The sequence below is a fragment of the Mucilaginibacter kameinonensis genome (assembly GCF_003675385.1).
Lineage (GTDB): Bacteria > Bacteroidota > Bacteroidia > Sphingobacteriales > Sphingobacteriaceae > Mucilaginibacter > Mucilaginibacter kameinonensis.
Genome location: NZ_RCWZ01000002.1, coordinates 887,754 through 914,316, shown reverse-complemented (window position 1 = coordinate 914,316; position 26,563 = coordinate 887,754). Strand labels below are relative to the sequence as shown.

Below are 26,563 nucleotides of genomic sequence, written 5' to 3'. Positions count from 1 at the left end.
GTGTTAAATTTATTTTAATTGCAAAAATCGTTCAGCAAGGCAAAACTGTCGTTAAACTGCCAGCCTCTGTCGGCGGCTAAAAAACGTTCATTCGACTATTTAACGTCTTTCGGTAGGCGTCGGCCACGGGCAAAAATTTGCCGGCAATTACCAAACCACCATCCTGCAGGGTATCAATTTTATCCAGGGCAATAATGTATGAGCGGTGCACCCTGATAAACCTCGATGATGGCAGCTTTTCTTCGGCCGATTTTAGTGTACCGTGTATGGCATATTCTTTTTTGGGGGTATAAAACTTTACATAGTCGCCCATTGCCTCGGCATACAAAATATCGTCGAGCATAAGTTTACGGGTGATGTTTGAATCGCGTACGAAAATAAATTCGTCGTTCTTCACCTGCACTTCTTCCTTTCGGCCGTCCAATATTTCGCGGGCTTTATTTACGGCCTGCAAAAAACGGCCGGGAGTAACCGGCTTAACCAGGTAATCGGCTACGTTAAGTTCAAACGCTTCAACGGCGTATTCTTTTTTTGAAGTAGTAAAAATTACAACTATATCCTTGTTTTTAAGGTTGCGGGTGAGTTCCAAACCGTCCATTCCGGGCATTTCAATATCCAGAAAAAGTAAATCAACGTTTTGGCTTTGAAGATGATTATAAGCCTCCATGGCGGTACAATACTCGCAAATAATATCCAGGTCATTAACCTGGCCGGCCAGATGGCTCAATGTTGCGCGGGCAATGGGATTATCATCAACAATTAAACTGGTCATGAGCAGGCTTGAATAATATTGCTAAGATAATCAATTTACTTTTTGCTCATGGCCTTCCGTTTGCATCCGGAAAGCCAATTGAGCCAAAAGCGGTTATTTAATAGGGGGATTTTATCTAAAGTGCGACCTTAGCATCCAGGCCATGCCTTCGTGAGTTTCCATTAAGCCAGTAATAAAATCGCTGGTGCCTGCGTCATTGTACTTGCTAACAAAGGGATCGATATTACCGCGAATAAACTCAATAATACTTTCATGATCCTCAAGCAACTCTTTCAAAAAGCCCAGACTATCGTTTTTATGGTCAAGCTTTTCGGTTAAATGGGTAAGTTGTAATAACTGGGTTAAAGTAGCAGGTGCATAATGACCAATTTTACGGATACGCTCGGCAACGCTGTCCATGATCTCGTCAAGCTCGTTGTACTGTTGTTCAAAAAACACGTGCATTGAGTGAAAATCAGGGCCTTCAATGTTCCAATGCGCGTTACGGGTTTTGGTGTACAATAAAAATTCGTCAGCCAGTAATTTTGCTAACTGGTCTGAAACGGCCTGGCGGTCTGCTTCGTTAATTCCGATGTTTGCTTTCATGATATTGTGTTTTGTTGGGTTGATATATTTTCTGTTTTATAACTTACTCATATTTTGATGGATGAGTATAGTTACTAAACAGTCTTTTCACGGGACAATATAGGGTAAATGCTGTTACCTCAAGGTAAAATATTACCGGTGCTATGATAATCATGGCATGAGTATGATAATTCCAGTCAATTGCTGACAGTGCGGGCATGGTAAACACCAGCGCCCCTCGTATCACCGCCTCCGTAGTGCTCAGGTTTTCCGGAGCATCATCCGGAAAAAAGCGCTTCAGAAAATTATCCAGAACAGGTTTTGGCTGCTTAACAGTTTGCTGTACGGTGGCTTTCTTTAAATCGAGATCTACTTTAGTTCTCTTACTTTTTGCAAAGTCTCTTGGATCTGGCGGTAACTGCAATATTTTCATGGCATAGCTTTTAAAGTATGACATAAAATTAGCAGCAGGCTATTCAACACAGGTGCCAAATTCGTTGAACAGGCAAAATCCATCGTTAAAAGGCGTTTTTAAACAAAGCGTGTTTAAACCGCTATCAAGCCCTGATCATTTCTATATGGTCGATACCATCCTCGTCGTAAATCTCTCCCTCCATTTTAAAGCCCAGTTGCTCATAAAATTTAACGGCATAGTATTGGGCTCCTATCCGGATAGGCACATCACCATAAAGGTTTTTAGCTGCATCTATAGCCGCCTGTGTCAGTATTTTACCAACGCCTTTGCCGCGTACTTTTTTACTGCTTACTATACGCCCTATTGATGTTTCGGTATATGATTTACCTGCCGGAACAATACGGGCGTAGGCTACCAGTTCCTGCTCATCATCAAATAATAACAAGTGATGACAGGCATAATCCTTATCATCGGCGTCTAAAAACACACAATTTTGCTCAACCACAAATATCTCGCTCCGGAGTTTCAACAGCTGGTATAGTTCGGTAACTGTTAAATCATTGAAGGCTTTGCAAATTTGAGTATAGTTCATGATGCTTTGGTTTTATGGCAAGTGCGCAGGGTTTTGTTTATGGGTGCTAAAGTAAATATTTCTGATAATATGGGGAGTGATGTAGCTAAATGATCCCATTCAGAGTTCTGCATCAGGTATGAAGTAATGTCATCCTGAGTGGGAGAAAATAGAGATCTACGAAGGTCAAATGACATATCCACCGCGTCATTGCGAGGCACGAAGCAATCGCACGGAAGCATAGTTACTCTGTATAGTATGCGATTGCCGCGCTTCGCTCGCAATGACATGTTTTATAAAAAGTCAGTACTCATACAAAAGCCCAACCTGCTTTAAACAAGTTGGGCTTTTTTGAAAGCGCTTTATCCTTTTATTTGTTATAAGTGATCTTATAAATAGTTCCTTTAACATCATCGCTTACATAAAGCGAACCATCGGGGCCTTGCGCAAGCCCGCATGGACGGTGTTCGGCTTTTCCCGGAGATGTTTCTTCGGCGGTACCTGCGAAACCATCGGCAAATACTTCCCATTTACCGTCGGGTTTGCCATCCTTAAATGGCTGGAAAACCACAAAGTAACCGGCCTGCGGCTCGGGCGCCCTGTTCCATGAACCATGGAAAGCGATGAAAGCCCCATTTTTATATTTTTCCGGAAATTGGTTGCCGGTATAAAACAACAAGCCATCGGGTGCAAGGTGACCGGGATATGCTGCTACCGGTTCGGCATACTTGGCGTCTGCTTCGGTTTCTCCATCGCCACCATACTCAGGGCCTTTTATTTTTTTGTGTTTAACGTCATCATAATACATATAGGGCCAGCCGGCATTGTCACCCTCTTTCAAAGCATACATACATTCAGCAGGTAACAAGGCCGATTGCTGGGTGGTATAATATTTAGGAAACAGGTCGTGCAAAGCATCACGACCGTGTTGCATCACAAAAAGCTGGTTATCCTGCTGGTTCCAGTCGAGCCCAACTACATTACGCAAGCCTGTAGCGAAGCGTACGCCATCGCGTTGTTTTTGGTTGAGCTTATCTGTTTTAAAACGCCAGATGCCGCCTGCCGAATCAAGGATAGGGCAACCTGTTTTCTGCGGATCAAATTCCGAACAGATATTTGAATAGGCGCCAATGTTCACGTATAGATTCCCGCCATTATCAAACGCGATAGCCTTGGGTTTATGTGCCCGTTTAGATACTAAGCCGCTCACAACAATTTCAGGATGCTCCGGGTCGATCACCTCCTGGCTGGCGTTCAACTTAAAGCGATAAACCGCTTTATCAGAAGATGCATACAGATATCCGTTATTGATGCGGATGCCTGTACCAGAGAAATTACCAAAACTGGTTTTAACATCGGCCTTATCGCCATTGTCATGCAAAACCACAATGCCTTTGCCATTTTTCAAACCCTCAAGGTGTACGTAAATATCATTATTGGGGGTTACCACCATGTACCTCGCGCTACCTAAATTATCGGCTATGACAGCGGCACTAAATCCATCAGGAATTTTAAGGCCTGCATTAGCAGCAGCATGCTGATCGTTTTTGGTAAGCCTGAACGAGGCAAGCCCGCCTATCGCAATTAACGATAAGCCAAGCAACAAGGTTGTTCTTTGATTCATAAAAGCAGATTTTGGTTAGGCTAATTTAACGATTCAGTTTTTCAATGCGAAAGCCTGCATCGATTTAGCAATGCTAAAATCCACTTTTGATAACACTAAGTCAGGCACTTACAAAACAAACCAGGTATACCGTCAAACACTCAAAAATCATTCTAAACCATTAAACAAGCATATTCCACGCGGTCATGTCGTCCACAACTGCTACCAAGCTACCTTTAAATCAATTGCCAAACATGTGTTGTAAAATTTGCGTTACCGCAGATTTTAACAGCCAAACTTATAAGCAGTTACTACTGCTTGCTTAGGGTGTACACATCCATCATACCGGTAGCGTAACTCTTAGAAATGATTATTTTGTTGCCTGATACAGCAATATCGTAATCACCACTCAGAATCAGCGACCAGTCGAACTCTGCTGTCCAGACCGATTCATTTTTAAAATTGATCTTGTTGCCGGTTGTACTGAATGAACCATGACTAAGCGCCGGATATTTAACAGTTTGAGATTCGCCATTCCAGGCATCGGTCGAAAAGCTAAGGGAAACATTTGATACAGCACCACTTCCTGACACTTTACGCTGAAAAGTGCCGGCGTAGGTCCCGCTAAGTTTAATTGCCTGATTATCGTTCTTTTTGCATGAGGCACCGAGGGTAACTATCAATACCAGGAAGCAGAGTAATGATTTCATAATTGTAGATTTTTATCAATTACGAAAGCAGGCGATATAATGCTACAACATTCGAAAAAAGCCTCTAAGATGAGTTTCTGCAGCCTTTTTTTTCCACAAACGACAATTGAATTCCGTTAATAATTTATTTTCGCGGCCTGATAATTAACTATTCTAATACCCAACATGTCTGCATCTCATTCCCTGTCGCCGGTACAGGCCGATCTTGTACGAATTGTTTCAAAATATGTGCTGCTTGAAGAAAGCCGGAGAAATTTAAAAGGCCGCTGCCCTTTTCATAAAGACCAGGCCACCTCACTCATGGTATCGCCCGAAAAAAATATTTTCCAATGCTTTGGCTGTGGCAAAGGTGGTGGCCCCGTTGAGTTTGTAATGGCCATTGAACACAAAACCCGTGAAGAAGCTATTCAGATGATAGCTGCAAGCCATGCGTAAAGTTTCCCGCTTTTAAGTAATAAAAATCATGTCATTGCGCAGCGTAGCAATCTCGTAGCCAGTGCATGACCGATTTGTATAGCTAAGAGATTGTCGGCTGTTCGAAGTCTATGACTTCGAATTCGATATGCCTGTAGTTTGCAACTACAGACGCAAGAATCAAAAGGCTATAATACAAGCAGTTACAAACTACAAACATAGACATCCGAAGTCAGGAGACTTCGGACAGCATTTATTTAGGGCTAAATAAGTATCAATACAGCTTTTTAACCGCCCTCATCCATTCACGGGCAATAAGCTCATGGCCGGCTGGCATAGGATGAACACCATCCCAGATCCAGTGTTCGGCTTTGGCTTTTTGCAGGGCTTTGTTAAAAACATCCTGCAAAGGCACAAAAATGGCATTAAATTTTGATGCAAGTGCTTTAACTATTACCTGCCGCTTTTGCACTTCTGACGCCCACAGTTCGGGATTTTTACTTACCATGCCTAACGGTAAAATAAAGGGTTCCAGCAAAATCAATTTAACATTGGGTAATGCGGCTTTTGTTTGGGTCAACAACCGGTCATAGGCTGTTCCAAAATCATAGGCTGTTGCTTTATCGCCTTGCATTATTACGTGATGCACGTCGTTAATACCTATCAGTATGCTCAACACATCGGGTTTAATATCAAGTGTATCCTTTTGCCAGCGTGCCGCGAGATCATTGACCGTGTTACCGCTGATTCCCCGGTTAAAAAACAGGTAATCCCGACCAGGGTAATCAAAATTGATCCGGGCGGTTATCAGATAAGCATAACCTTGTCCGTAAACGTGGTTCCAATCTTTATCAAAACTGCGGCCACCATCCGTTATCGAATCGCCCTGGAAAAGGAAAGTTTTTCCTACGCCATCATCGGGCAGATAATCATTTCCTTTTACAGATGCTGTAGCAATGCCGGGTGCAGCCATTACAGCCGCGCCAGCCAACGAGGCTCTCTTTAAAAAGTTTCTCCTGCTGTTGCTCATAACGCGCTTACTAATTGGTATGATTTACCTTTTTCGGTGTTTATAACCAACTCATATCCTTTTTTTACTTTAACAGCGGCAGCATTTGAACCTTTTACAGTAAGTTTTGATTTGGAAATGATACGGCATATACCTCCCGCTTTCGAAAACACATCAGCAGATGTAACCCTTCCCCCTGTCCATTTCATACCCACAACAAACGCGCCTCTTGCTACCAAACCTTTTATTTCGCCATTGGCCCAGGCATCAGGTAATGCAGGCAGTAAATGGATGTTACCATCCTGGCTTTGCAGCAACATTTCGGCCAGACCGGATGTGCCACCAAAGTTTCCATCAATCTGAAATGGTGGATGCGCGTCAAACATATTTGGATATAGTCCCCCACCCTCGCTGTAATTATAGCCGCTTTCGCCGGTTAAGCGCAACAGGTCGCGGTATAATTTGTAAGCGTGGTTGCCATCCCTCAGGCGCGCCCAAAGGTTTACCTTCCAGGCCAGGCTCCAGCCGGTGCTTTCATCGCCACGTAATTCTAACGTACGTTTTGCAGCCGCGGCCAGTTCAGGGTTTGTTGCTATTGAAATTTCATTTGCCGGGTATACGGAATACAGGTGCGATACATGGCGGTGATGCGGATCCGGCGACTCCTGGTCTTTATACCATTCCTGTAACTGGCCCTTACTACCTATTTGATATGGAATAAGTTTTGCTTTTTTAGCGATAAGCGAATCCCGGAAAGCCGCGTCAATGTCCAATACTTTTGTTGCTACTATCAGGTTATCAAACAAATCGCGGATGATGCCCATATCCATAGTGGTGGACACAGAAACGTCCGACTTTTTACCCTCGGCATAAATAAACTCATTTTCGGGCGACATGGACGGCGCGGTTACCAAATGCCCCTGACCATCGGGTACCAGCCAATCAAATGTAAATTCGGCTGCACCTTTCATTAAGGGGTAGGCTGTATTTTTCAGAAACTCTTTATCACCGGTGTATAAATAATGCTCCCACAGATGGCGAGTAAGCCAGTCGCCCCCCATTGGCCAATTGGCCCATGCCGGGTCACCATGACCAAGATCACCTACTGGATTGGCCAATGCCCAGATATCGGTATTGTGGTGCGTTACCCAACCTTTGGCATGGTAAAAATCTTTAGCTACCTCTGTACCCGTTTCGGACAGACCTTTGATCAACTGAAATAAAGGCTGGTGCATTTCAGACAGGTTACAATCCTCGGCCATCCAGTAGTTCATCTGCACATTGATGTTGCTGGTATAATTAGAACTCCATGGCGCGCGTAATTCTTTGTTCCAGATGCCCTGCAGGTTGGCAGGTACAGCCGGTGTTCTTGAACTGCTTATCAACAGGTAACGGCCGTACTGAAAATACAAGGCTTCAATACCGGGATCGGCACCCTGATTTTTATTATAAAGTGCAAGCCTTTCATCTGTAGGCAATTCGGCATGGCTGCCTTTATTATCATTAAGTTTAAGGTTTACACGGTTAAAAAAGTGATGATAGTCGGCAAGGTGGGCTGCAAGCAATTGCGCGTAAGGCTTAGCAGCGGCTTTGTCGAGATTTTTCTCAGCAACTTTTTCGTCGCCATCCGGGCATTGGTTGTAGGCCTTAAAACTTGTAGCCGCGGTGACATAAAGTGTTACTGTTGATGCCCCTTTTACCGTGATACCACTGGTATCGGCAGTTATTTTACCGTCATTACTTACAGCTTTTACCAGCACCTCATAGCGCATACCCCTGCATTTATCGTCATCGGCATAAACTATCGGATTTTTTGAGTCGACATAGCTTGGCTCGACATGGGCGGGAGCCTTGCCGCTCAGTTCCAATACTGTTTTATTCAGCACATCTTTTTGAAAACGAAGCTGGCTGCTGGTATTTATGCCGAGGTTGATCTGTTTGGGTTTATCGGCAGTGATACGGATCACGATCACCTTATCGGGTGCTGAAGCAAAAATCTCACGTTTATAGTTTACGCCATTAACCGCATATTTTGTTGTTGCCACGGCATTGCCGATATTCAGGTCGCGGTAATAGTTGCCAGCTTTACCTCCGTTATATGATTGCTTGATATGCAGATCTGCCATAGGCAGGAAACTTTCTGAATATATACCCTGCATCTTTTTGGTAAGGTCGCGGGCGGTTTGGTAATCACCTTTAAACAACGCCTCCCTTACCTGTGCCAGATATTGAAAAGCTTCGGGATTTACATTTTGCTTCACCGGGCCGCCCGACCATAGGGTAGCTTCGTTGAGTTGCAGCAATTCGTCATTAACGCCTCCAAAAATCATCGCCCCTAAACGACCATTACCTATGGGCAAGGCCTCCGTCCATGTTTTGGCGGGTTGTTTGTACCATAACGTATTATTTTGCGCGTTTGCGTTAAGCGTAATTAATTGCGTGCATAGCGGTAAAACTACAGACAGGAGTGTTGCTTTCAGACCTTGGTTCATAAAGTAGGATACAATTGTTTTTACAAGTATAACAATGCGGCGGCTATAAAAAATAATGCTTATTGGCATTTTTATATCCAAAACGGTTAATTGTAAATGAAAAACCCGCCTTGCGGGCGGGTCTTCATTAGTAAGTAGTAGGTCAGTTATAGTGTATTATCTTCTTTCGTTATAAACCTGGAATTCGGCTATCGAAACCTGGTGATCGGCCTTATCTACAGAGATCCGAACTTTACCGGCCCATACCCTGTCAAAACGGTGAACCTTGATCTTGTTGGCGTTTTCACCATCAAACAACGGTTTCCAGCTTCCGTTCAGGTAATACTCCAGGCGGTAATGTGAAATGTTTGGTTTTTCCTCGGCGATTACGATGGTATTCAGCGCCTGATCTTTCTTAAAATCGATCTCATACCATGGATTTTTAACCGTTGGGTTTGACACCCATGAGCTATGAAAATCATCATCGTTAGCAAAATCCATAATGGCCGAATCATCACTCCAGCTTGAGCTTGCAGGCTGATTTTTAGCAATGTTTGATGAAATGATCGGCGCATCCAGTTTAGAAAGTTTAGCAACAGGGCCTTCGTTTTTCCAAAGCTTACCAATTTCTTTAAGTGCGGCAAGCGCGTTGTCGTCAAACAAACCATCGCGGTTTGGCGCTACGTTCAGGATAAAATTACAATCAACATTATTTAATGGTTTCAGGATATCATTAACCAGTTTAGCGGGTTCTTTAACCGGGGTTGTAGGGTGGCTTGTTTCCCAAAACCAGTTGGCCTGCAACGGCAAACAGGCAATGGCCGGCATGCGGTTATCTTTGGTTGATACGCGCTGTCCCGCTCCCATTTCATAGGTTTTAATATCGGTATAGTACATACCCTCAGCCGGATATTTGGCACCGTTAAGGTCCATTACCAAACAGTTAGGCTGCAATGATTTTACTAAGGTATAGATCTCTTCAAACGGCACATCATCATACGAAATTCTTGACCATGGGGCATCCCATCCGTCGATGATCAATGCCGAGATCTCGCCGTACTTGGTCATCAGCTCGGTGATCTGCGCTTTAACCATATCAATATGCTTTGGCGTGATCATGTTTGGCCTTAACCTGTGGTGGGTATCCAGTATAGAATAATACAGGAACACTTTCAGACCGTTAGCCCTGAACGCATCCGTATATTCTTTAACCACATCCTTTTTCAGGGGACTGTTCATCACGTTATAATCGGTTGTTTTGGTATCCCAGATACAAAAACCGCTGTGGTGCTTGGTGGTAATACAACCGTAGGTCATGTTTGCCGATTTGGCCGCTTTTGCCCACTGATCGCAATTCAGTTTTTTTGGATTGAAGATGGTTGGCAGCGCATCCGGATCTGCCCAGTCCTGATCCATATAGGTTGGAATGTTAAAGTGGATGAACATACCAAAACGCAGGTCGACAAATTCCTGCTGAAGCTGGGCAAGCGGTTTTACAGGCTGTTGGGCCATTTGTGCTTTTAATGAGAGTGAAGCCGCACAAAGTGCCATGAAGCATAAAGCTCGTAATTTAAACATGATTGGGTTGTTGGTTAAATTGATAAAACGTTTTAACAACCGCAATATCACATTTAAATTTAATGTTTAGATTATCGGAAATTGACATTACATTCAGCTTATTTGGCGTGAGCGCGAAAATTAAAATATGTCTTGCGAGGAGCAAAACGGGTATGAGCATCGGCGCGACGCGGCAATCGCATACTATACAGAGCGGCTATGCTTCCGTGCGATTGCCGCGCTGCGCTCGCAATGACATATTTTTTTCCCTCAATACAAATCCGGGTAATCGGAAATTACGCCATCTACACCCAAAGCTTTAAGCTGTTCAATTTCATCTTTGGTGTTCACCGTCCATGGCAATACTTTTATCTTAGCATCGTGGCATTTCTTTACCAGATCGGCATTAACCAGTTTATAGGCCGGGCTTAGGATGAAAGGTGTAAAACCCAGATCGGTCATGTTATCTTCAAACGATTTTTTATTTTCGATAAGATAGGATGTACGTACATCCGGATATTGCTTGTGAATGATCTGCAGCGTGCGTTTATCAAACGACTGGATCACCACATAAGGCAGGATCTTCTTTTTGATCAGTACCGCCATCAGCTTATCTACAAACTCTTGCGGACCAGGATTATAAATCCCATCACCTGCGGGAGAACACTTGGTTTCGATATTATAAAAAACCGGCTTCTTATGATTTATCTTAATATAGTTCTGTACCGAATCGATCAATTCGGATAACAGCGGCATATAGGTTTTGAGCTTTTTTTGGCGGGGAAACTTGCTGTAGAATTTAGAACCGACATCATATTTCTTCAGATCCTCATACTTCATTTTGTACAAGATCAGGTTTTTCCCTTCCTCGTTGCTGATCTCTTTGCCATCAGGCGTGAGCGAGAACAGCGGATTGATGTATTCATCGTGCGATAATACCACCTCTCCATCGGCCGTGATGTGGGTATCCATCTCCAACGTGGTAACGCCAAGATCAATACCATTCTTCATGGCCGGAATGGTATTTTCAGGCATCAGTCCTCTGCCGCCGCGGTGTGCTTCGGCACTGAACGAAGGATAATCGGCATTTTTAAATTCCATGTTTTTAACAACCGTAAAGCCTGATAACAAGATAAGGCTTATTCCGGCAACAATGTTTAATTTATTTTGCATCTAATTCGCTTGTATATTTATTCCCAAAACGATCTGTAGCTTCTACCCTAACCTTTTTAACCGATGGGTCAAAGTGTGCCACAAACAGGTGCCCGGTTTCATGCGGCTCCACAAAATGACGACCTGCCGGTAACTGATCGCCCTTGTACAAACTTACCGATAAAGGATCATATCCCTGCTCTTTTGATAAAGCCCCTATCGGTTTGTCATCTAAATAATACACTACCTTCCATTGCGGGTCATAGTTCCAAACATTAGCGATAAGGCGCATCTGATCCGTCAGTTTTTCGGCATAAACGCTTATCTGATTTTCGGCAGGCAAACCGGTAGATTTATAGTACCACTTTAATTCTGTACCATTAACAGAATAAACACCATAACCGCGCGGCGTACCATCCACACAGATGGGGCCTGTCCACCAGCCACCGCATACAGTACCGTGGTTATGCTCAAAAATGCCGTTGGTGATATTGTTATCATGGTAATGGGTATGGCCCGACATGATGTGTACATTACTGAAACCATCAAGCACCTTATAAAAATCCTGATTGTTTTTTACCTGGTTATAAACCGGGATATGCAGGTTGATGATCAGCAATTGGTCTTTATTAACATGTTGCAGGTCTTTTGCCAGCCAGCTTAACTGATCTTCGGTAATATATCCATCATACTCCCGTTCAACGCCGAGATAACGTACATTATCCAATACCACATAATGCGCCTTGCCCCTGTTAAACGAGTAATAAGTTGGCCCATAGATCTGCTTAAAAGTAACATCCGAGGTTTCATCGCCGCCCTGGCGGTAATCCATATCATGATTACCAATCGCCTGAAAAAACGGGATCCCCATTTGGGCAACAGCCTCATTATAGTCCGGGAAAAGTTCGTGATTATCCCAAACGATATCGCCTACGCAAATGCCGTGTACCAGCGCGTTTTTACCTAATGATTTAATGGTAGCAATGGTATCCGGAACCGAGGTATCCATCATTTGCTTAACATCCTTTTTGTTTTTAACCTGCGGATCGGCCCAGATGATGAAATGATGGTTATTGTCATCAACTTTTAGCGGCTCCAGTTTAAAATCAAAATACGAGCTGGTTCCGATTTTTTCGTAATGTTTGGCAATATTATAATCGGTTTTAAACTCGTAACCCGATGGAGTGCTCATGAAAATGCTTTTGGCCTTTTCGTTGGGTGTAAGTTCGTAATTGCCCTTATCATCGGTAAGCACTACGGAAAAACCATCGGATATCACTACTCCTTTAATTCCTTTTTTTCCGGCTGTAACCCGGCCTTTTACCGTATCGCCTGTTAATATTTGAGTAAGTGCGTTGGCACGCAGCGAGATGAATGCGCCACCGGTTATAAGGCCTACGCCCTGTAAAAATGATCTTCTGTTCATTGGGTTATGTTTTCAAAGTTCAAACGGGTGTTGAGCTTTGGTAAATGTGGATGAAAAAAAGGCTCGATAATAAATTGCAGGTGGTCACAAGCTTTCAATTCCCTCCCTCGGGAGGGGCGCGACGGAAACGTGTGACGGCAGGGAGGGGTTATCCGCCTTACCGATCAAATGATCTTGCGGATGAAACCCCTCCCTACACCCTCCCAGGGGAGGTAATCGCACATTCCCTGGCTTTTACACCTATAAATTCATCACTGGCCCTTTATTGTGTTTAATTTTGAATTGTTGTTACACCTGTAGCTGTTTCAATAGCAGTAATCGGCGATGTCAATGTCAGCGGAACGCTGGTCACTGTCCTGCCGGTTGTCCACCTGCCGGTAAGCGCATCGTACACACCGCCCAACTGGCTAAATAAACCATCCGTCGGTAATGGCAGCTTTGATGTATTTGAGCCGCCACCATAAAAACCCTGCTCTGTACGTGTTACCGGGTTAATGGTGCTATAATAATCGGTATTGGTGATACGGTAACCTACCTCCGGTGGGCCAGCTGAATAAACGGTACCACCTCCACCGTACATGATCACATCAAGCGGAACACTTGAAGCATTAACCGTTATACCGGCAAACACAGCCACACCCGCAACGTTACCGCTGTTGGCCAGCAGGTTTGTAGTTACGTTACCAAAATCGGCACCCGGAACTTCGGCGTACATGGTGCTGTTGATCCAGTTTGAAGTGCTGATATCTGTTGAGCCTTTGCCCCAGATATTTTTATTACCACCTACATAAAAGAACTGGCCTTTTTTAACCGAACCCGATGTAAGGTTGAACTTATAGGTTTTTGCCAAACCTTGTGCCCAGCCATTTACCGGTGCCGGGTTTGTCCCAGCGTTATTACAGGTTACTACGGCATAGTTGGTTACCGAGAAATCAATATCCTTAGTGGCCTTAAACTGGATGTATTCATAATCAGCATCGCTGCCCGAAGGATTTGTTAAATAGCCCGTTATGATAATTGGCGATGGCTTGGTTGCTGCAAGCGTAAACACATCATCAATAGTGCGTGGCCAAAGTTGCATTTTGGTATCGGTACCTGATGTTACCGCGAACGGGATCCCGCTAAAATTAGCGCTGAATGGCAATTCAGTTGTCGCAAAACTGGCATTAGCCTCGGTGTGCATGGTGATCTTGCCAAAACCATCATTAATAGTTTTATCACCGGCATAGGTTTCACCCTGTTGCGGCTCCGGATCGGTTACTGCCTTGGCTATGGTAACCAGTGTTTCTTCATAAACATCCGGCGAAGCAAGCAGCGTAGCCGATGGAACCGATTGTACCTTGATAGTCTTATTATCGGCAACTTTACTTACCGATGCTTCAGTAAGGCCTTTAACGCGCATACTGCCGTTTACTTTGGTTAGTGTAGCGCCATTAACCTGTACCACAACAGAATCGCCGGGAACATAGTTGGCAGCGGCATTACCTATTTCAAGGGCTATACCCCTAATCGCATTACGGCGATTATTTTGTACCACCAATACACCGGCCGGGCAGTTACCAGCAGCAGCGTTTGAGATCACCACCCCTACTATTTCCTTAGCACCGCCCATGTTGTTGCTGTTAAGCACAACATCCGAACCTTTGTAAATACCGCGAAGGTCAACAACAGCTATGATGGGGCTCAACGTCCCTTCGGCATAGTTATTCTTTTTACATGAATTCATACTGACAGCAGCCGTAGCCAGCACCAGTAATAAATATATCTTTTTCATTTTATTGATATCTTAGTTTAAAACCGGTTCATTATTGTTTCTGCCACCATACCTGTGTACTGATCTCGTCGGCGCCTTGCGCGGCTACCGCAGCTTTATAACTATCAGGGTTGGCCGATTGTACGTAAACCGGGTATTGCAGCCTTGCAGGCATAATACCATTGTTCCTTAAACCGGCACCTTTTGGCAATACTGGGTGACCGGTACGGCGATACTCAAACCACTGCTCAAAATCGGTATAGAACATGGAATAATATTTTTGTACATGGATCATTTCCATCTTCTCATCAAGCGGACCAGCATTATCCCAAACTATATCGGCAGCGGCTAAATAAGCGTCTATTGATGTGGTATCCGTCGGGATCCAGAATGTAATACCAGCTTTGATGCCATTTTTATAGTAAGTAGCAGCATCACCGGCTATCCAGCCTTTTGCCGCGGCTTCGGCAAGGATAAACTGCAGCTCCGAATAATTCATTATATTACCCATCAATGGGTCATTCATTAATGTGGTAGTTGAGGTAGTTGACTGGAAGTATGATTTGATACCTATATTTTGCCCCGGAGCGTAACCGCTGGGAATCCCCTGAATACCTCCCTGGTAACTTGATATCGACCAACGATTATTAACCAGTCTCGGATCGGCCCATTTGGCCAGGTTATTTACAAAAAACTCGCAAACACCGGGTTGTCTCCAATCCTGCTCACGCACCCCGCCTATAAATGGCGATGTCAACGCACCAGAGCCAGTCCACCTTAAAACTGCCGAATCATCATTACTGCCCATGATAGGGTAAGCATCCGGATTAGTATCAACAATCTGTTTGATTTTGGCTATCACATCGGCAGAAACATCGGCCTTGCCGGATACCCTTAACAATAACCTTAAATAAAGTGAGTTACCAAACTTACGCCATTTTAAAGCATTGCCATTAAATACAGGGTCGCTACCGGCAACAACGTTTGCAGATGCGTTAAGCAGGGTGTCTGCCGCTTCCAGGTTTTTGAAAATATCCAGGTAGATATCTTTTTGTTTATCAAACTTAGGCGTAAAGTTTCCGTCCTTCCCTTTGTTCGAATCGAAGTAAGGCACATCGCCATACGTATCGGTCAGCAAAGAATATAACCAGGCCTGACATATCAACGAAATACCCATATAGCTTTTGCTGTAAGTTACTTCCTTGCTGGCAATGGTATAAATATCTTTAAAGTTGGTTAACTGCGTATACCAGGCGTTCCAGGTAACATCGGCCCAGGTACGTTTAATATCATACCTGAATACTTTACCTTCCGAATCGCCCGGATCAACGGTAACCTGCATCAGCTCGTTATTAAAATTACGGGCGCGAAGCATATTGGTACCCAAAGTATTTACCAATGCCGGGGCAAGCAATTGCTGCGGCAGGGCGTTAGGCGTACCATTGGGGTCGGTATTAAGTTCAATAAAATCTTTTTTACATGACGACATTATGCTAACGAACAACATCATCATTGATATAAGTATATATCCGTTCCTTTTCATATTGTTAATTATTAAATGCCAATAACTATGTTAAAACCAAATGTGCGGGTTGAGGGGAACTGGGCAATCTCAAAGCCCTGTACAATGTCGCTGCCCGAAAGGGTACCAAATTCAGGGTCGAAGATTGGCCACTTAGTCCAGATGTACAGGTCACGGCCATATACACCTACAGTAGCACGCTGTAAGCCAAGGCGTTTAACCAAACGCGGGCTCAATGAATAATCAAACCTTGCTTCGCGGAATTTCAGGAAGTTGGTTGAAAACGTATTGCCTTCGGCATTGTCAATACCATAGTGAGAGCGGTAATAACCGTCAATATCTGTGGCTATAACATCGTTTGGCCTGTAGCTTCCGTCAGGGTTTTGGATCACACCTTTACCTATGATGCCGTTGTAACGGCCCGGTAAGGTAAGCGTAGTTTTACCCTGCTCGGCCAGTTTGTAGTTTGATAGCGAGTATGATACGCCGCCAACCTGCGCATCAAACAACAGGTGCAGGTTAAATTGCTTATACCTGAAATCGTGCCCCATGCTTGCCTTCCATTTAGGAATGGTATTGCCTAAATAAACCAGGTTATCTGATAGTTTGGCAAAACCTGTAGTCGCGTCGTATACAATTTGACCATCAGGTGAGCGTAAATAACCGCGACCATACATATCGCCCATGCTACCGCCTACGCGTGCCACAATCTGGCCACCGCCCGTAGGGCCGTTACGCAATACTACAGCGCTATCGGCAAGCTGTTCAATGGTGTTTTTATTGGCACTGAATGTAGCTGTAACATTCCAGCTAAATACGTTGGCTTTGCGTACAGGCGTACCGTTTAATGAAATCTCGATACCTTTATTGTTTACCCTCCCAACGTTAATAACCGCCTGGCTATAACCCGATGATTGATCGACAGTACGGCTCAGGATCTGGTTTTTAGTATTGCCTGTGTATAAAGCGATATCAAAACCTAAGCGATTGCTAAACATTCTCATTTCGGCGCCAACCTCAAGTGTTGTTGTGCGTAGTGGTTTCAGATCAGGGTTTGACAGTGTACGTGGATTTTGCAGACCGCCGGCATAGGTGCTACCTGCAGTTACATAATTAAATGTTGTTTGATAAGGGTTTGTTGTACCACTGCCCACACCGGCAAGTGAGGCCCTTACTTTTGCATAATCAATAAATTTAGGCAGCTTAAATGCTTCAGACGGCAAAAAACTCATACTTGCCGACGGATAAAAGAACCCAACCTGATCGGTACGATTTGCGGTAGCCAATGTACTGATCCAGTCCTGGCGGGCTGTTAAATCCACATACAAATAATCTTTAAAAGATGTAGATAACAAGCCGTAAAAGCTGTTGATAGCATATTTTGATTTATATGGCAGCGTAACCAGCGGACCAGCGTTGTTAGCCATTGAATATACACCAGGATATACCAGCGAGTCGGCACGTACCTCATCGCGGTTATAATTATTACGGAGCATACTACCACCCGCTGTTGCTGTGATGTTAACATCATGGGTTATTTTCTTGTTGTATTTCAACAAGAAATCGGCCCCTTGTTCTTCCGAATAAATATTTTGAGTGCGGAATGAGCCTTTAGGGTATTTGGTACCCGCGTCATATGGGCGCTGTTGTGCGCGCTGCTCATAACCCATATCTAAAGTAGCACGTACCTGTACACTAAATTCTTTCGTAACATTGTAAAGCGCCTCAACGTTACCGGTAACCGAGTTACGGTTTGATTTGTTGATAAACTCGTACGATACGGCGTAAGGGTTTTCAGGGAACGAGCTGAAAGGATAAAATATGGTTTTACCTTCCTGGCCGTTTCTCCAGTAGTTTTTTAACCAGTTTAAATCGGCATTGGGTTGCCAGAAAATAAACCAGTACATGAGCGATTGGTTACCATAGCCCGCGCCGGGTAAGTTATCGCTGTTTTTATTATTGTAATTTACTTTTGCGCTGATGGTTAACTTATCATTGATTTTTGAGTTAACCGATAAAGCGATGCTGTTACGGGTATAACCTGTATTTGGGGTTATCCAGTGATTGGTAACGTTGGTTGCCGAGAAACGGGCTGTTGTTTTATCGCTACCGCCATCAACACTTACCGAGTTGGTAAAAGTTTGCCCTACATCAAAAAAATCGCGGATCTGATTTTTGTATGGTACCCATGGCGTACGTGTTGTGCCTTGCTTTTGGGTAACCGGATCAAGCTGATAAAAAAGCTGACCATCAAATTTGGGGCCGTAAGCAGAGCTTGTTGCGCTGGTGCTGGCACCATCAGGACCTGCACCGAATGAATAATAACGCGAACCGGCTGTACCTTGTCCATATTCATACTGAAGATCAGGCCAGCGGTTTACGCTTTCAAGGCTTGCGTTTGAGTTAAAGGTAATACCTAAACCACTATGCTTTTTACCCGATTTGGTGGTGATGATAATGGCACCGTTAGCGCCACGCTGACCATAAAGTGCAGCAGCACCCGGGCCTTTCAACACGGTTACTGTTTCAATGTCTTCCGGGTTGATATCATTCAGGTTACTGCCGTAATCTGCCGGCATGTTATCGCTGCTGGTACCATAGGCCGATTCGCCGGAGTTACTTGTACGCCTGCCGCTGCCCTGGTTAATTACCACACCGTCAACCACTATCAGGGCTTCGTTATCGCCTGTAAGGTTGCTTTCACCACGAAGAATTATTTTGTTTGATCCCGCCGGGCCGCTGTTTGAACGGATCAGGTTTAAACCCGCTACCTTACCCGATAAAGCGTCTGTCCAGTTGCCAGAAAGCGCATTGGTTAGCTGATCACCTTTAATAACCGGTGCAGAATAGCCCAAACTTTTATCTTCCCTTTTTATACCGAGCGCTGTTACTACAACCTCATTAAGTTTGTTATCGGCCGGGTTAAGCGTAATACTTAAAGCAGTATTAGCATTTGAGCTGACGCTAACATTCTGAATCCTTTTGGTTTCGTATGAGATAAAGCTTGCTTCAACCGTATAGGTGCCCTGCATAACATTTAATGTATATGAGCCATCAATTCCACTAATAGTGGTGGCTCCTGCTCCGGGTATTTTTACAGTAGCACCGGGAAGTGGCTGCCCTTTTTCATCAACCACTTTCCCTTTAATGCTACCCCTATCCTGTGTTTTTGCAATGATGAGGATATTACGTTCGCCTGCTGCCCTGTAGGTGCAGGTAGTTCCTTTTAAAAGCAGGTCAAGAGTTTCGCCTAAAGAGCGGTCTGCTTTTGTTATGTTTACTTTGCGTTTATCATCAAGCAGGCTATTGTTGTAGCTGATAGAGATATCGCTTAATTTTTCAATTTGCTGAAAGGCATCCCTGAGCATAGTGCCGTCGGCACCAAAGGTGATCCTTTTGTTTGTTACTGTTTGAGCTTCAGCGTTTATGTCGCCAAAAAACAATTGTAAAAAGAACAGCATGGTTAATAACCATAACTTTTTCATATATTTACTTTAATTTATACTTGTCTAACCGTGAGTTTAAATTGTCAAAATTCTGAAGCCTGGGGTTGTTACCAGCAACGTCCAGGCTTTTACCAATAGCCGGGTAAATACTATTTCATTATACTCCCTCCTTTTTGATTATTGTTTGAAATAAATAGCTGATCGCCTTTTTGCGTATAGCCCAATCCCGATAGCGCGCTTAAGGTTTCCATGGCATCAACCAATGTCATTCCTCTTAACTTTGCCGTAAGCCTCACATTGCCAAGGTCCTGTTCTGTAAACCTGATCTTAACGCCATAATGATGCTCAAGCGACGCAGCTATCTCCCTGTAAGTTGTATTGTAAAAAACAAATTCGTTATTGATCCACGCGCTTACCGCGGATGCATCGGTATTGTTAAAAGTGTAGATCCCGTTTTGGGTATTGATGCTGATCGCCTCATCCTTCACCAGGTATTTAACCAGTTGAGGTTTTCCATGTACGCTGGCCATTACGCCAACTTTACCGCTTTGTACAGTTACTGCTACCTTATGCTCGGCTAAATAGGCCCTGACATTAAATGATGTGCCTAATACCACGGTAATGATATCACCGCTTTTTACTACAAAGGGGTTGGCTTTATGAACAACATCAAAAAAAGCTTCGCCATCAAGCGTTACATCGCGCTTTTCGCCATCGAAGTTTTTGGCGTATTTAAATTTACTGCCGCCACCGAGATAAACTACAGAACCATCGGGTAGTACTATTTTTGAATGTTTGCCATCTGCATTACTGATCTCTTCATAAACTAAAGCCGGTGACTGGTTAAAATACCTGTATCCAAACCAACCGGTAGCACAAATTAGCAGACAGGCAGCAGCATAAGCTATCCAGTTGAATTTGGGAGTTTGTTTTTTTGCAGATATTTGAGGTTGCGTTATATGCGCGTTGATCTTAGCCCAGCTGCTTTCGATATGCTCGGGCTGTTTAAAGTATGCTTTAGATGCCTCCAGGATCTGGATGGTTTCACTGAACTGGGCAAGATTTTCCGGGCTTTCCTCAATCCACTCCTGTAACTGCGTTAAGCCATCATCACTGATGGTCTTTTCAAAATATTCAACTATTAAGCGATAGCTATTATCTTCCATTAAATCTGTCTCTGAACTTAAAGACCGATTTTACGTAGCCGATACGTAGCGAAATGAGTTAAGTTTACATTAAGAAATCATTAACCCTCAGAAGTGAAATTATGCTGTCCTTTTAACAGCTGACGAAGTTTTTTAATAGACTGGTAAAGCGTGGTTTCAACCGTGCGCACAGAAATACCCAGCACTTTGGCTATTTCGTTTTTGTCGAGGTTATCTATCCGGCTCATGAGCAGCACCTGCCTTTGGCTGGCTGGCAGGGTATCAATCAGGCTCAAAATTTTATTGTACGATTCGCGGCCCGAAAGAATCTTGAACGGGTTATCCCTGTCTTTTAATACATAGGCTTGCAGGTCGAGATCTTCGATGGAATGTACCGGGTCTTTCTTTTTTTGAATATGATTTAGGGACAGGTTTTTGGCGGCAACAAAAAGGTAACTCTTTACATTAAGAATGGCGGTATCGCGGTTATCCCAAAGTTTAATGAAAAGGTTGGCGGTGATCTCTTCGGCAATGGTATAATCTTTAGTGTATACCGTGCAAAGCTGGCATAAAGTTTTGTAATAACGATTAAAAAGTGTTTCAAGGGCAACGGGATCGCTTTGTTGCAAAAGCCCCATCAACGCTTCATCAGTAAGTGCAGGATACATGCCAAAGTGTTGTTTTGGCTCAAATGTAAGACTGCCATGTTAGGATAATGTTAAGAGAAGACAAAACAGCAGAAATGGCTGGCAAAAGATATAAAAGCGTCATTGCGAGGCACGAAGCAATCCCCGATCTACAGAGCGACTCTGTATAGTTTGGGATTGCTTCGTGCCTCGCAATGACGCTTTTTTTGCTTTTGAAGTATTTGAATTAGAATTATTCCGGCAGCAACATTACAACAAGAAAAACACTTCTTTTAAAGGCATACTAACCGGCGAATGATCAGGATTGGTATCCATAATATCGGCCATATACAACCACCATTTTTTCATGATCGGACTATCCGGTAAATGGTCAAGGGCTTGCTCATCTTCAACGTCCATCACCCCAAAAAGCAGGTGCGTATCCTCATCTAAAAAAATAGAATAATTGCTTACTCCAACATCCTTAAGCAAGCTACTTAACTCCGGCCAGATGGCATCGTGCCGGGCTTTATATTCAGCCGCTTTACCTTCGTGAAGTTTCATTTTGAACGCTACTCTCGCCATGGTAATGATATTATGGGTTTAATTTATCTAATATCGGTTTATCTAATCCTGCTAACTGATTTACTTCGGGTTTTAACAACTCAAGTACCTCAATATCATTATATCCTTTCTTCAGCCACTCAACCGGCAGATATAAAGTTTGCTGCGGACCAATGCCCCAGTACCTACCAAGATTATGACCATTTACCCATACCACACCCTTACCCCAATTGCTCATATCAAGATAAGTATCGCCTACTTTATCCAGCGTAAATCCGCCTTTCCTGACAACCGGCGATTGCGCATTTTGCTTCGCGGCGGAAAATTTAACCGCGCTTAAATCATGAAACGGCAATGAGTACATTTTCCAATGCTGCAATTCGATTCCATTTAAAAGCACTTTTTCTGTGATCCCTTTTTTATTTTGCAAAAGATACTTACCAAAATTGATGCGGCCCAGATTTTCTACCAAAATATCGAGCGTTACTTTGCCAGCAGGTAATTTTAAATCTAGGCTATCCTGGTTAAGCCTGCGGTCGAGCGTGCCCACTTTTTTGCCGTTTATCATAATCACCGCATAGTCCCTAAGCTCTTTAAGTTTAAGTTGCCCGCTTTTGCTTCCGTTTAAAACAGTCCGGTACAGCACAAAACCGTAGTCCTGGTGCAGATCTTCAAAAGTGAGGGGACTATTATATTCTTTAGCCGCCGGTAAGGTGTTTAATAAACTTACAGATTGTGTTAATTTAAAGGCAGGTATTACGATGGTCGGTTTAGCAACAGGGACCTCGGGCAGTTGCGTGCCAGCAGGTAAATGCTTTTGAATTGCCTGCCTAAACTGCATGAACTTTGGCGTGGCGTTCCCGGCCTCATCCAACGGCGCATCATAATCATAACTGCTTGTCTGCGGTTCATACGGTGAAGTGTCCTTAAAATTGGCTCCATTCATAAACGCGCGGGTTGTGCCCCCGTGAAACATATACATGTTAATGGAGATTCCCGCCGCCAGTACAGAATCAAGCCTGCCTGCATAGCGCTCGGCAGGAACGGTGTGATGGGCAGTTCCCCACCAATCAAACCAGGCCGGATACCATTCGGCAATATAATATGGCCCTTTACCATTATGATTTTCATTAATGATCTTTTTCACTTTAGAAGGATCGTCCAGACCGTTAACGGCAGGCAGTAATCCAGGCAAATGCCCGTTTACCAAATCCGGAGCAGGATCGCAGGTGTACAGCAGCCCGTCAAAACCAGCTTCTTTAAAGAACTTTTGGTTGATAGCGAGGTATTCCTTATCGCTGCCGTAAGAGCCGTACTCATTTTCGATTTGCACCATCAGAATGTTACCGCCATGATTTATCTGCAGCGGGGCCAATTGCTTGCCGACCTCTTTAATATAGCTTTGATACTCCTTAAGATATTGCGCTTCCTTGCTACGCACCTCAAGGCCTTTTTCGTTCTGAAGCCAGTAAGGATATCCCCCAAACTCCCATTCCGCGCACACATACGGACTTGGGCGAAGTATTACCCAGAGGCCTTCCTGTTGGGCTATGCGCACAAATTCGGCCACATCATTATTACCGGTAAAGTCAAACTTCCCTTTTTGCGGCTCGTGCAGGTTCCAGAACACGTAAGTGCCGATGGTATTTAAGCCCATGGCCTTAGCCATTTTCATGCGTGCGCGCCAGGCCTCGCGCGGTACCCTGGGATAATGCATTTCGCCCGAGATCATCTGGAATGGTTTCCCGTCCAGCAGAAAAGCCTCATCGCCAAGCGCGAATGTATGTTTAGGTGCCTGGCAAAAACCGGTTATGCCCAGGCTTAAAAAAAGTGTTAAAAATGATAAAATAGTTTTTTTCATCGCGGTTGGCTATCTGTTGAGCGCTTCCGCGCTTTTTTGTTTGTAATAGTTTTGAAGAATATAAAATGCTTTCTTTTTGTTGCCTTTATCATCATATAGCCCTTTACGGTTCCAGCCTTCCTGGTAAAGCGGGTTATTACGTTTTGGCGACCGGAAATCGGCCATTACCCATGGCGATAAGCCTACAAAATTTGCAGGCATCCGTTTAAACATGGCCACCTGTTCTTTAAAATACCATTCCTGATACTCCTCGCTAAAGCGGGTCAATGAATCTGCATGAAAACCGGTTTTAGCCTCTGCTCCGGTTTCGCTGATAAACAGCGGTTTGTTATACGGTGTGCTCCAGTTGGTAGTACGGCATTTATCAGGCGAACCGCCATACCAGCCAAGGTATTCGTTAAAGGCAACAAGGTCAACAAACTCGCCCAGCGGATCATCTACCACATTCACATCCTTACCCGAACTGTAGTTTACCTCGAGCGCTGCCGATACCAGGCGCGTACCATCCAGTTGTTTGGCCCTGATAATCAAATTATGCATAAAATTGGTGCGCGTTGGGCTAACAGGCGTTTCGTTCCCTACCGACCAGATAATGATACTGGCGCGGTTATGATCGCGGGTGATCATTTCATTTAGCTGAGCCTTTGCCTTTTCAAGTACCGCTGTATTGCCAAAGTCGATAGTCCAGTAAACCGGAATCTCCGACCAAACCATAATCCCCAGTGAATCGGCCAGGCGGGTTATTTTTTCATCGTGCGGATAATGTGCCAGCCTGACCATATTGCAGCCCAGTTCATGCGCCTGATTTAACAATTGTTCGGCATCCTGCTGGCTATAAGCTCTTCTCACTTCCTGCGGTATTTCTCCGTGGATGCAAATCCCGCGCAAAAACACAGGCTTACCGTTTAACAACAGCTGTGGCCCACGGGCCTCAATAGTCCGGAAGCCGATCTTATCCTCCGTTTTATCGGCACCGGCACTTACAATAACCTTATACAGCTTAGGCGTTTCGGGCGACCATAACTGAACCTTAGGTAATTTAAAGCTCAGCTGGGTAAGTGCGCCAGTAGTAGCAAATTGCTTACTAAACTTAAGCTCGGGTATTTGTACAGTAATATTTTGAGCAGATGCCGGGATATCGTTTAATTTAACCCATCCGCTAACTTCTGGTTGTTTACCGAGTGCCTGGCCATTAACGGGCTTTTTAAGCTGGATCACAAAATCGCGGATATAAGTTGCCGGCACTTCAACCAGTTTTACATCGCGGGTAATGCCGCCATAATTCCACCAGTCGGTATTAAGGGTAGGCACTTCATCAGCGTAGCGTTTATTATCAACCTTAACTACCAGCAAATTATCTTTGTCCTTAAGCAGCCCGGCCGGAACCTCGAAGTTAAATGGCGTAAATCCACCTTTATGCATCCCAAGTTTTTTGCCGTTCAGGTACACATCAGCACGATAATTTACAGCTCCAAAATAGATGTATTGCCTGCTATTATCGGCAGACTTTACGTAGTCAAATGATTTTTTGTACCAGATGGTGCCCTCGTAGTAAGTAAATTCGGGCTTTTGATGGTTCCAGTCGCCGGGCACATCAATACTATATTTGTCAATATAACCGTGCTCCTTTTTCTCGGATTTGTTGGCTGGGATTCCGCTGTTCCAGTAGGCATCGCCGTTCTTCTCGTTAAGTTCCTTGTAACGGTAATCATAAAAACCGGTTTCGTACGGATCGACAATGTATTGCCATATACCATTCAAATCAAGCGATTTACGACTTTGAATATTGGTGATTAGGCTGTCCTGTGCGGCTACCTTACCGGTAATGACCAGCAGGCAGCATAAGCTTATGAAATTTCGCATGTTATTTCTTAAATACATCCAAGTTCCAGTTGTCTGTCCAGTTTATTTCAATATCGTTGCCTTTAAAGTTGATAGGCAGCCACAGGTAACGGCCGTCAATAGCATCTTTAGGCGTCCATTTGTCGGCTATAAATATGAAAGCATCTTTTTTACCTGCCACAGGCAGCACATGGGTGCTTTGCCCACCATAAGTAATTTGACTATCCGGTCCCTGGCATGGGTTTCCGTGGTAAGTCCATGGCCCCCAGATTGATTTGGCACTGAACCAGCGGGCAGCATTAGGTGCCCATCCTGTACAACCCGAACCAATCATGTAATAAATTCCGTTGCGTTTAAACAAGGCTGGCGCTTCGGTTTGATGGCCAATGTAGATGCGGATAAACTTACCGGTATGACCAGTATAATCAGGTGTTAACTCAGCAAGGTCAAGCGTAAAATTTTCTTCTGATGAGAACACATGGTAAGCTTTGCCATCGTCATCAACAAAAACGGTCATATCGCGGGCCATTTGGCCGTCCGGCAAATCGCGGCAAAAGAAGCCATCGCTTTTATTAGCCGGATTAACACAGTTCACTTTATCGGCCTCAGGAGTAAGCGCCGGGTAAAACGGCATCTGTCCCGGATTTGGGCGATAGCTTTTAATAAATTTATAGGGGCCGGTCACCTTGTCGCTTATTGCCACTCCTGCACGGGCAGCACTATAACCCTTACCTAACAGCTCCAGGTGAAACCACATTACATATTTCTTAGTCTTTTTATTATAAACAACTTTCGGCCGTTCCAAAATGCAGCCTTTGGCAATATCATTAGTGGTATCTGGTGAAACACTCAGGGAAATCCCTTCATCCTTCCAGTTGTACAGATCTTTTGACGAATAGCAGTGAACCCCAACCATTGCGCGGTTACCGGCATCGCCGGCAATCTTGTGTTCGCCAAACCAATAATAAACCCCATTATTATATAGTATGCCGCCACCATGGGCATTAATGTGTACCCCTTTATCATCTGGCCAGATAGCGCCCGGACTAAAACTGCTTAGTTTGGTTTGCGCGCGGCCAATGATGCTAAGCAGCAAAAAGGCCGGTAATAAAAAGCGATAGTATTTCATATAAAGATGTT

Annotated in this window: 21 protein-coding genes; 1 reads left to right on the top strand and 20 read right to left on the bottom strand. The window is 44.2% G+C overall.

Features of this window, described 5'->3' with window-relative positions:
• Nucleotides 1-76: 76 nt before the first annotated feature.
• The 6 genes from EAH55_RS10705 to EAH55_RS30830 form a co-directional block, all read right to left on the bottom strand.
• The gene (locus EAH55_RS10705; protein ID WP_121809611.1) at nucleotides 77-772 is read right to left on the bottom strand and encodes a LytR/AlgR family response regulator transcription factor; all 696 of its coding nucleotides are present in this window, start codon (nucleotides 770-772) and stop codon (nucleotides 77-79) included.
• Between the two features lie 111 nt (nucleotides 773-883).
• Entirely contained in the window at nucleotides 884-1,357 is a 474-nt protein-coding gene (locus EAH55_RS10700) for a Dps family protein (RefSeq protein ID WP_112573863.1), read from the bottom strand.
• Nucleotides 1,358-1,400: 43 nt separating this feature from the next.
• Nucleotides 1,401-1,793 (bottom strand): YgaP family membrane protein, encoded by a 393-nt coding sequence (locus EAH55_RS10695; protein ID WP_121809610.1) that lies wholly within the window; start codon nucleotides 1,791-1,793, stop codon nucleotides 1,401-1,403.
• Nucleotides 1,794-1,893: 100 nt separating this feature from the next.
• Entirely contained in the window at nucleotides 1,894-2,343 is a 450-nt protein-coding gene (locus tag EAH55_RS10690; protein WP_121809609.1) for a GNAT family N-acetyltransferase, read from the bottom strand.
• A 349-nt stretch (nucleotides 2,344-2,692) separates the two neighbouring features.
• Complete coding sequence (locus tag EAH55_RS10685; RefSeq protein WP_121809608.1) at nucleotides 2,693-3,946, bottom strand: PQQ-dependent sugar dehydrogenase; 1,254 nt, start codon at nucleotides 3,944-3,946, stop codon at nucleotides 2,693-2,695.
• Nucleotides 3,947-4,236: 290 nt separating this feature from the next.
• A complete protein-coding gene (locus EAH55_RS30830) occupies nucleotides 4,237-4,635 on the bottom strand; it encodes a hypothetical protein (RefSeq protein ID WP_162996822.1) in 399 nt (132 codons plus the stop codon).
• A gap of 165 nt (nucleotides 4,636-4,800) precedes the next feature.
• On the opposite strand from EAH55_RS30830, the gene EAH55_RS10675 reads away from it, so the two are divergent.
• Nucleotides 4,801-5,070, top strand: coding sequence for a CHC2 zinc finger domain-containing protein (locus EAH55_RS10675; protein WP_112573868.1), 270 nt, complete (start codon nucleotides 4,801-4,803; stop codon nucleotides 5,068-5,070).
• 253 nt (nucleotides 5,071-5,323) lie between these two features.
• Here the strand turns inward: EAH55_RS10675 and EAH55_RS10670 are convergent, their stop codons facing one another.
• From EAH55_RS10670 to EAH55_RS10605, 14 genes are all read right to left on the bottom strand, one after another.
• Nucleotides 5,324-6,079, bottom strand: coding sequence for a GDSL-type esterase/lipase family protein (locus EAH55_RS10670; protein WP_208644824.1), 756 nt, complete (start codon nucleotides 6,077-6,079; stop codon nucleotides 5,324-5,326).
• Nucleotides 6,076-8,550 carry a glycoside hydrolase family 95 protein gene (locus EAH55_RS10665; protein WP_121810043.1) on the bottom strand — a complete coding sequence of 825 codons (2,475 nt, stop codon included), beginning with the start codon at nucleotides 8,548-8,550 and terminating at the stop codon, nucleotides 6,076-6,078. The genes EAH55_RS10670 and EAH55_RS10665 overlap by 4 nt, the downstream gene beginning before the upstream one ends.
• Nucleotides 8,551-8,706: 156 nt before the next feature.
• Complete coding sequence (locus EAH55_RS10660) at nucleotides 8,707-10,107, bottom strand: alpha-L-fucosidase (protein WP_121810042.1); 1,401 nt, start codon at nucleotides 10,105-10,107, stop codon at nucleotides 8,707-8,709.
• Between the two features lie 249 nt (nucleotides 10,108-10,356).
• Entirely contained in the window at nucleotides 10,357-11,259 is a 903-nt protein-coding gene (locus EAH55_RS10655) for a glycerophosphodiester phosphodiesterase (RefSeq protein ID WP_121809606.1), read from the bottom strand.
• Nucleotides 11,249-12,664 carry a calcineurin-like phosphoesterase C-terminal domain-containing protein gene (locus tag EAH55_RS10650; protein ID WP_121809605.1) on the bottom strand — a complete coding sequence of 472 codons (1,416 nt, stop codon included), beginning with the start codon at nucleotides 12,662-12,664 and terminating at the stop codon, nucleotides 11,249-11,251. Before EAH55_RS10650 ends, EAH55_RS10655 begins: the two co-directional genes overlap by 11 nt.
• A gap of 271 nt (nucleotides 12,665-12,935) precedes the next feature.
• The gene (locus EAH55_RS10645) at nucleotides 12,936-14,438 is read right to left on the bottom strand and encodes a DUF5689 domain-containing protein (RefSeq protein WP_121809604.1); all 1,503 of its coding nucleotides are present in this window, start codon (nucleotides 14,436-14,438) and stop codon (nucleotides 12,936-12,938) included.
• 31 nt (nucleotides 14,439-14,469) lie between these two features.
• Nucleotides 14,470-15,960, bottom strand: coding sequence for a SusD/RagB family nutrient-binding outer membrane lipoprotein (locus EAH55_RS10640; protein WP_121809603.1), 1,491 nt, complete (start codon nucleotides 15,958-15,960; stop codon nucleotides 14,470-14,472).
• A gap of 11 nt (nucleotides 15,961-15,971) precedes the next feature.
• Complete coding sequence (locus EAH55_RS10635; RefSeq protein ID WP_121809602.1) at nucleotides 15,972-19,424, bottom strand: SusC/RagA family TonB-linked outer membrane protein; 3,453 nt, start codon at nucleotides 19,422-19,424, stop codon at nucleotides 15,972-15,974.
• Nucleotides 19,425-19,534: 110 nt separating this feature from the next.
• Nucleotides 19,535-20,551 carry a FecR family protein gene (locus EAH55_RS10630; protein ID WP_121809601.1) on the bottom strand — a complete coding sequence of 339 codons (1,017 nt, stop codon included), beginning with the start codon at nucleotides 20,549-20,551 and terminating at the stop codon, nucleotides 19,535-19,537.
• 80 nt (nucleotides 20,552-20,631) lie between these two features.
• Complete coding sequence (locus EAH55_RS10625) at nucleotides 20,632-21,198, bottom strand: RNA polymerase sigma factor (protein ID WP_121809600.1); 567 nt, start codon at nucleotides 21,196-21,198, stop codon at nucleotides 20,632-20,634.
• Nucleotides 21,199-21,426: 228 nt separating this feature from the next.
• Entirely contained in the window at nucleotides 21,427-21,741 is a 315-nt protein-coding gene (gene rhaM / locus EAH55_RS10620) for an L-rhamnose mutarotase (protein WP_121809599.1), read from the bottom strand.
• 10 nt (nucleotides 21,742-21,751) lie between these two features.
• Nucleotides 21,752-23,581: a glycoside hydrolase family 35 protein gene (locus tag EAH55_RS10615; RefSeq protein WP_121809598.1), complete on the bottom strand. Its 1,830-nt coding sequence runs from the start codon at nucleotides 23,579-23,581 to the stop codon at nucleotides 21,752-21,754.
• 9 nt (nucleotides 23,582-23,590) lie between these two features.
• Complete coding sequence (locus tag EAH55_RS10610) at nucleotides 23,591-25,444, bottom strand: glycoside hydrolase family 2 protein (protein WP_121810041.1); 1,854 nt, start codon at nucleotides 25,442-25,444, stop codon at nucleotides 23,591-23,593.
• Between the two features lies 1 nt (nucleotide 25,445).
• Nucleotides 25,446-26,552 (bottom strand): glycoside hydrolase family 43 protein, encoded by a 1,107-nt coding sequence (locus tag EAH55_RS10605; RefSeq protein WP_121809597.1) that lies wholly within the window; start codon nucleotides 26,550-26,552, stop codon nucleotides 25,446-25,448.
• Between the last annotated feature and the right edge of the window lie 11 nt (nucleotides 26,553-26,563).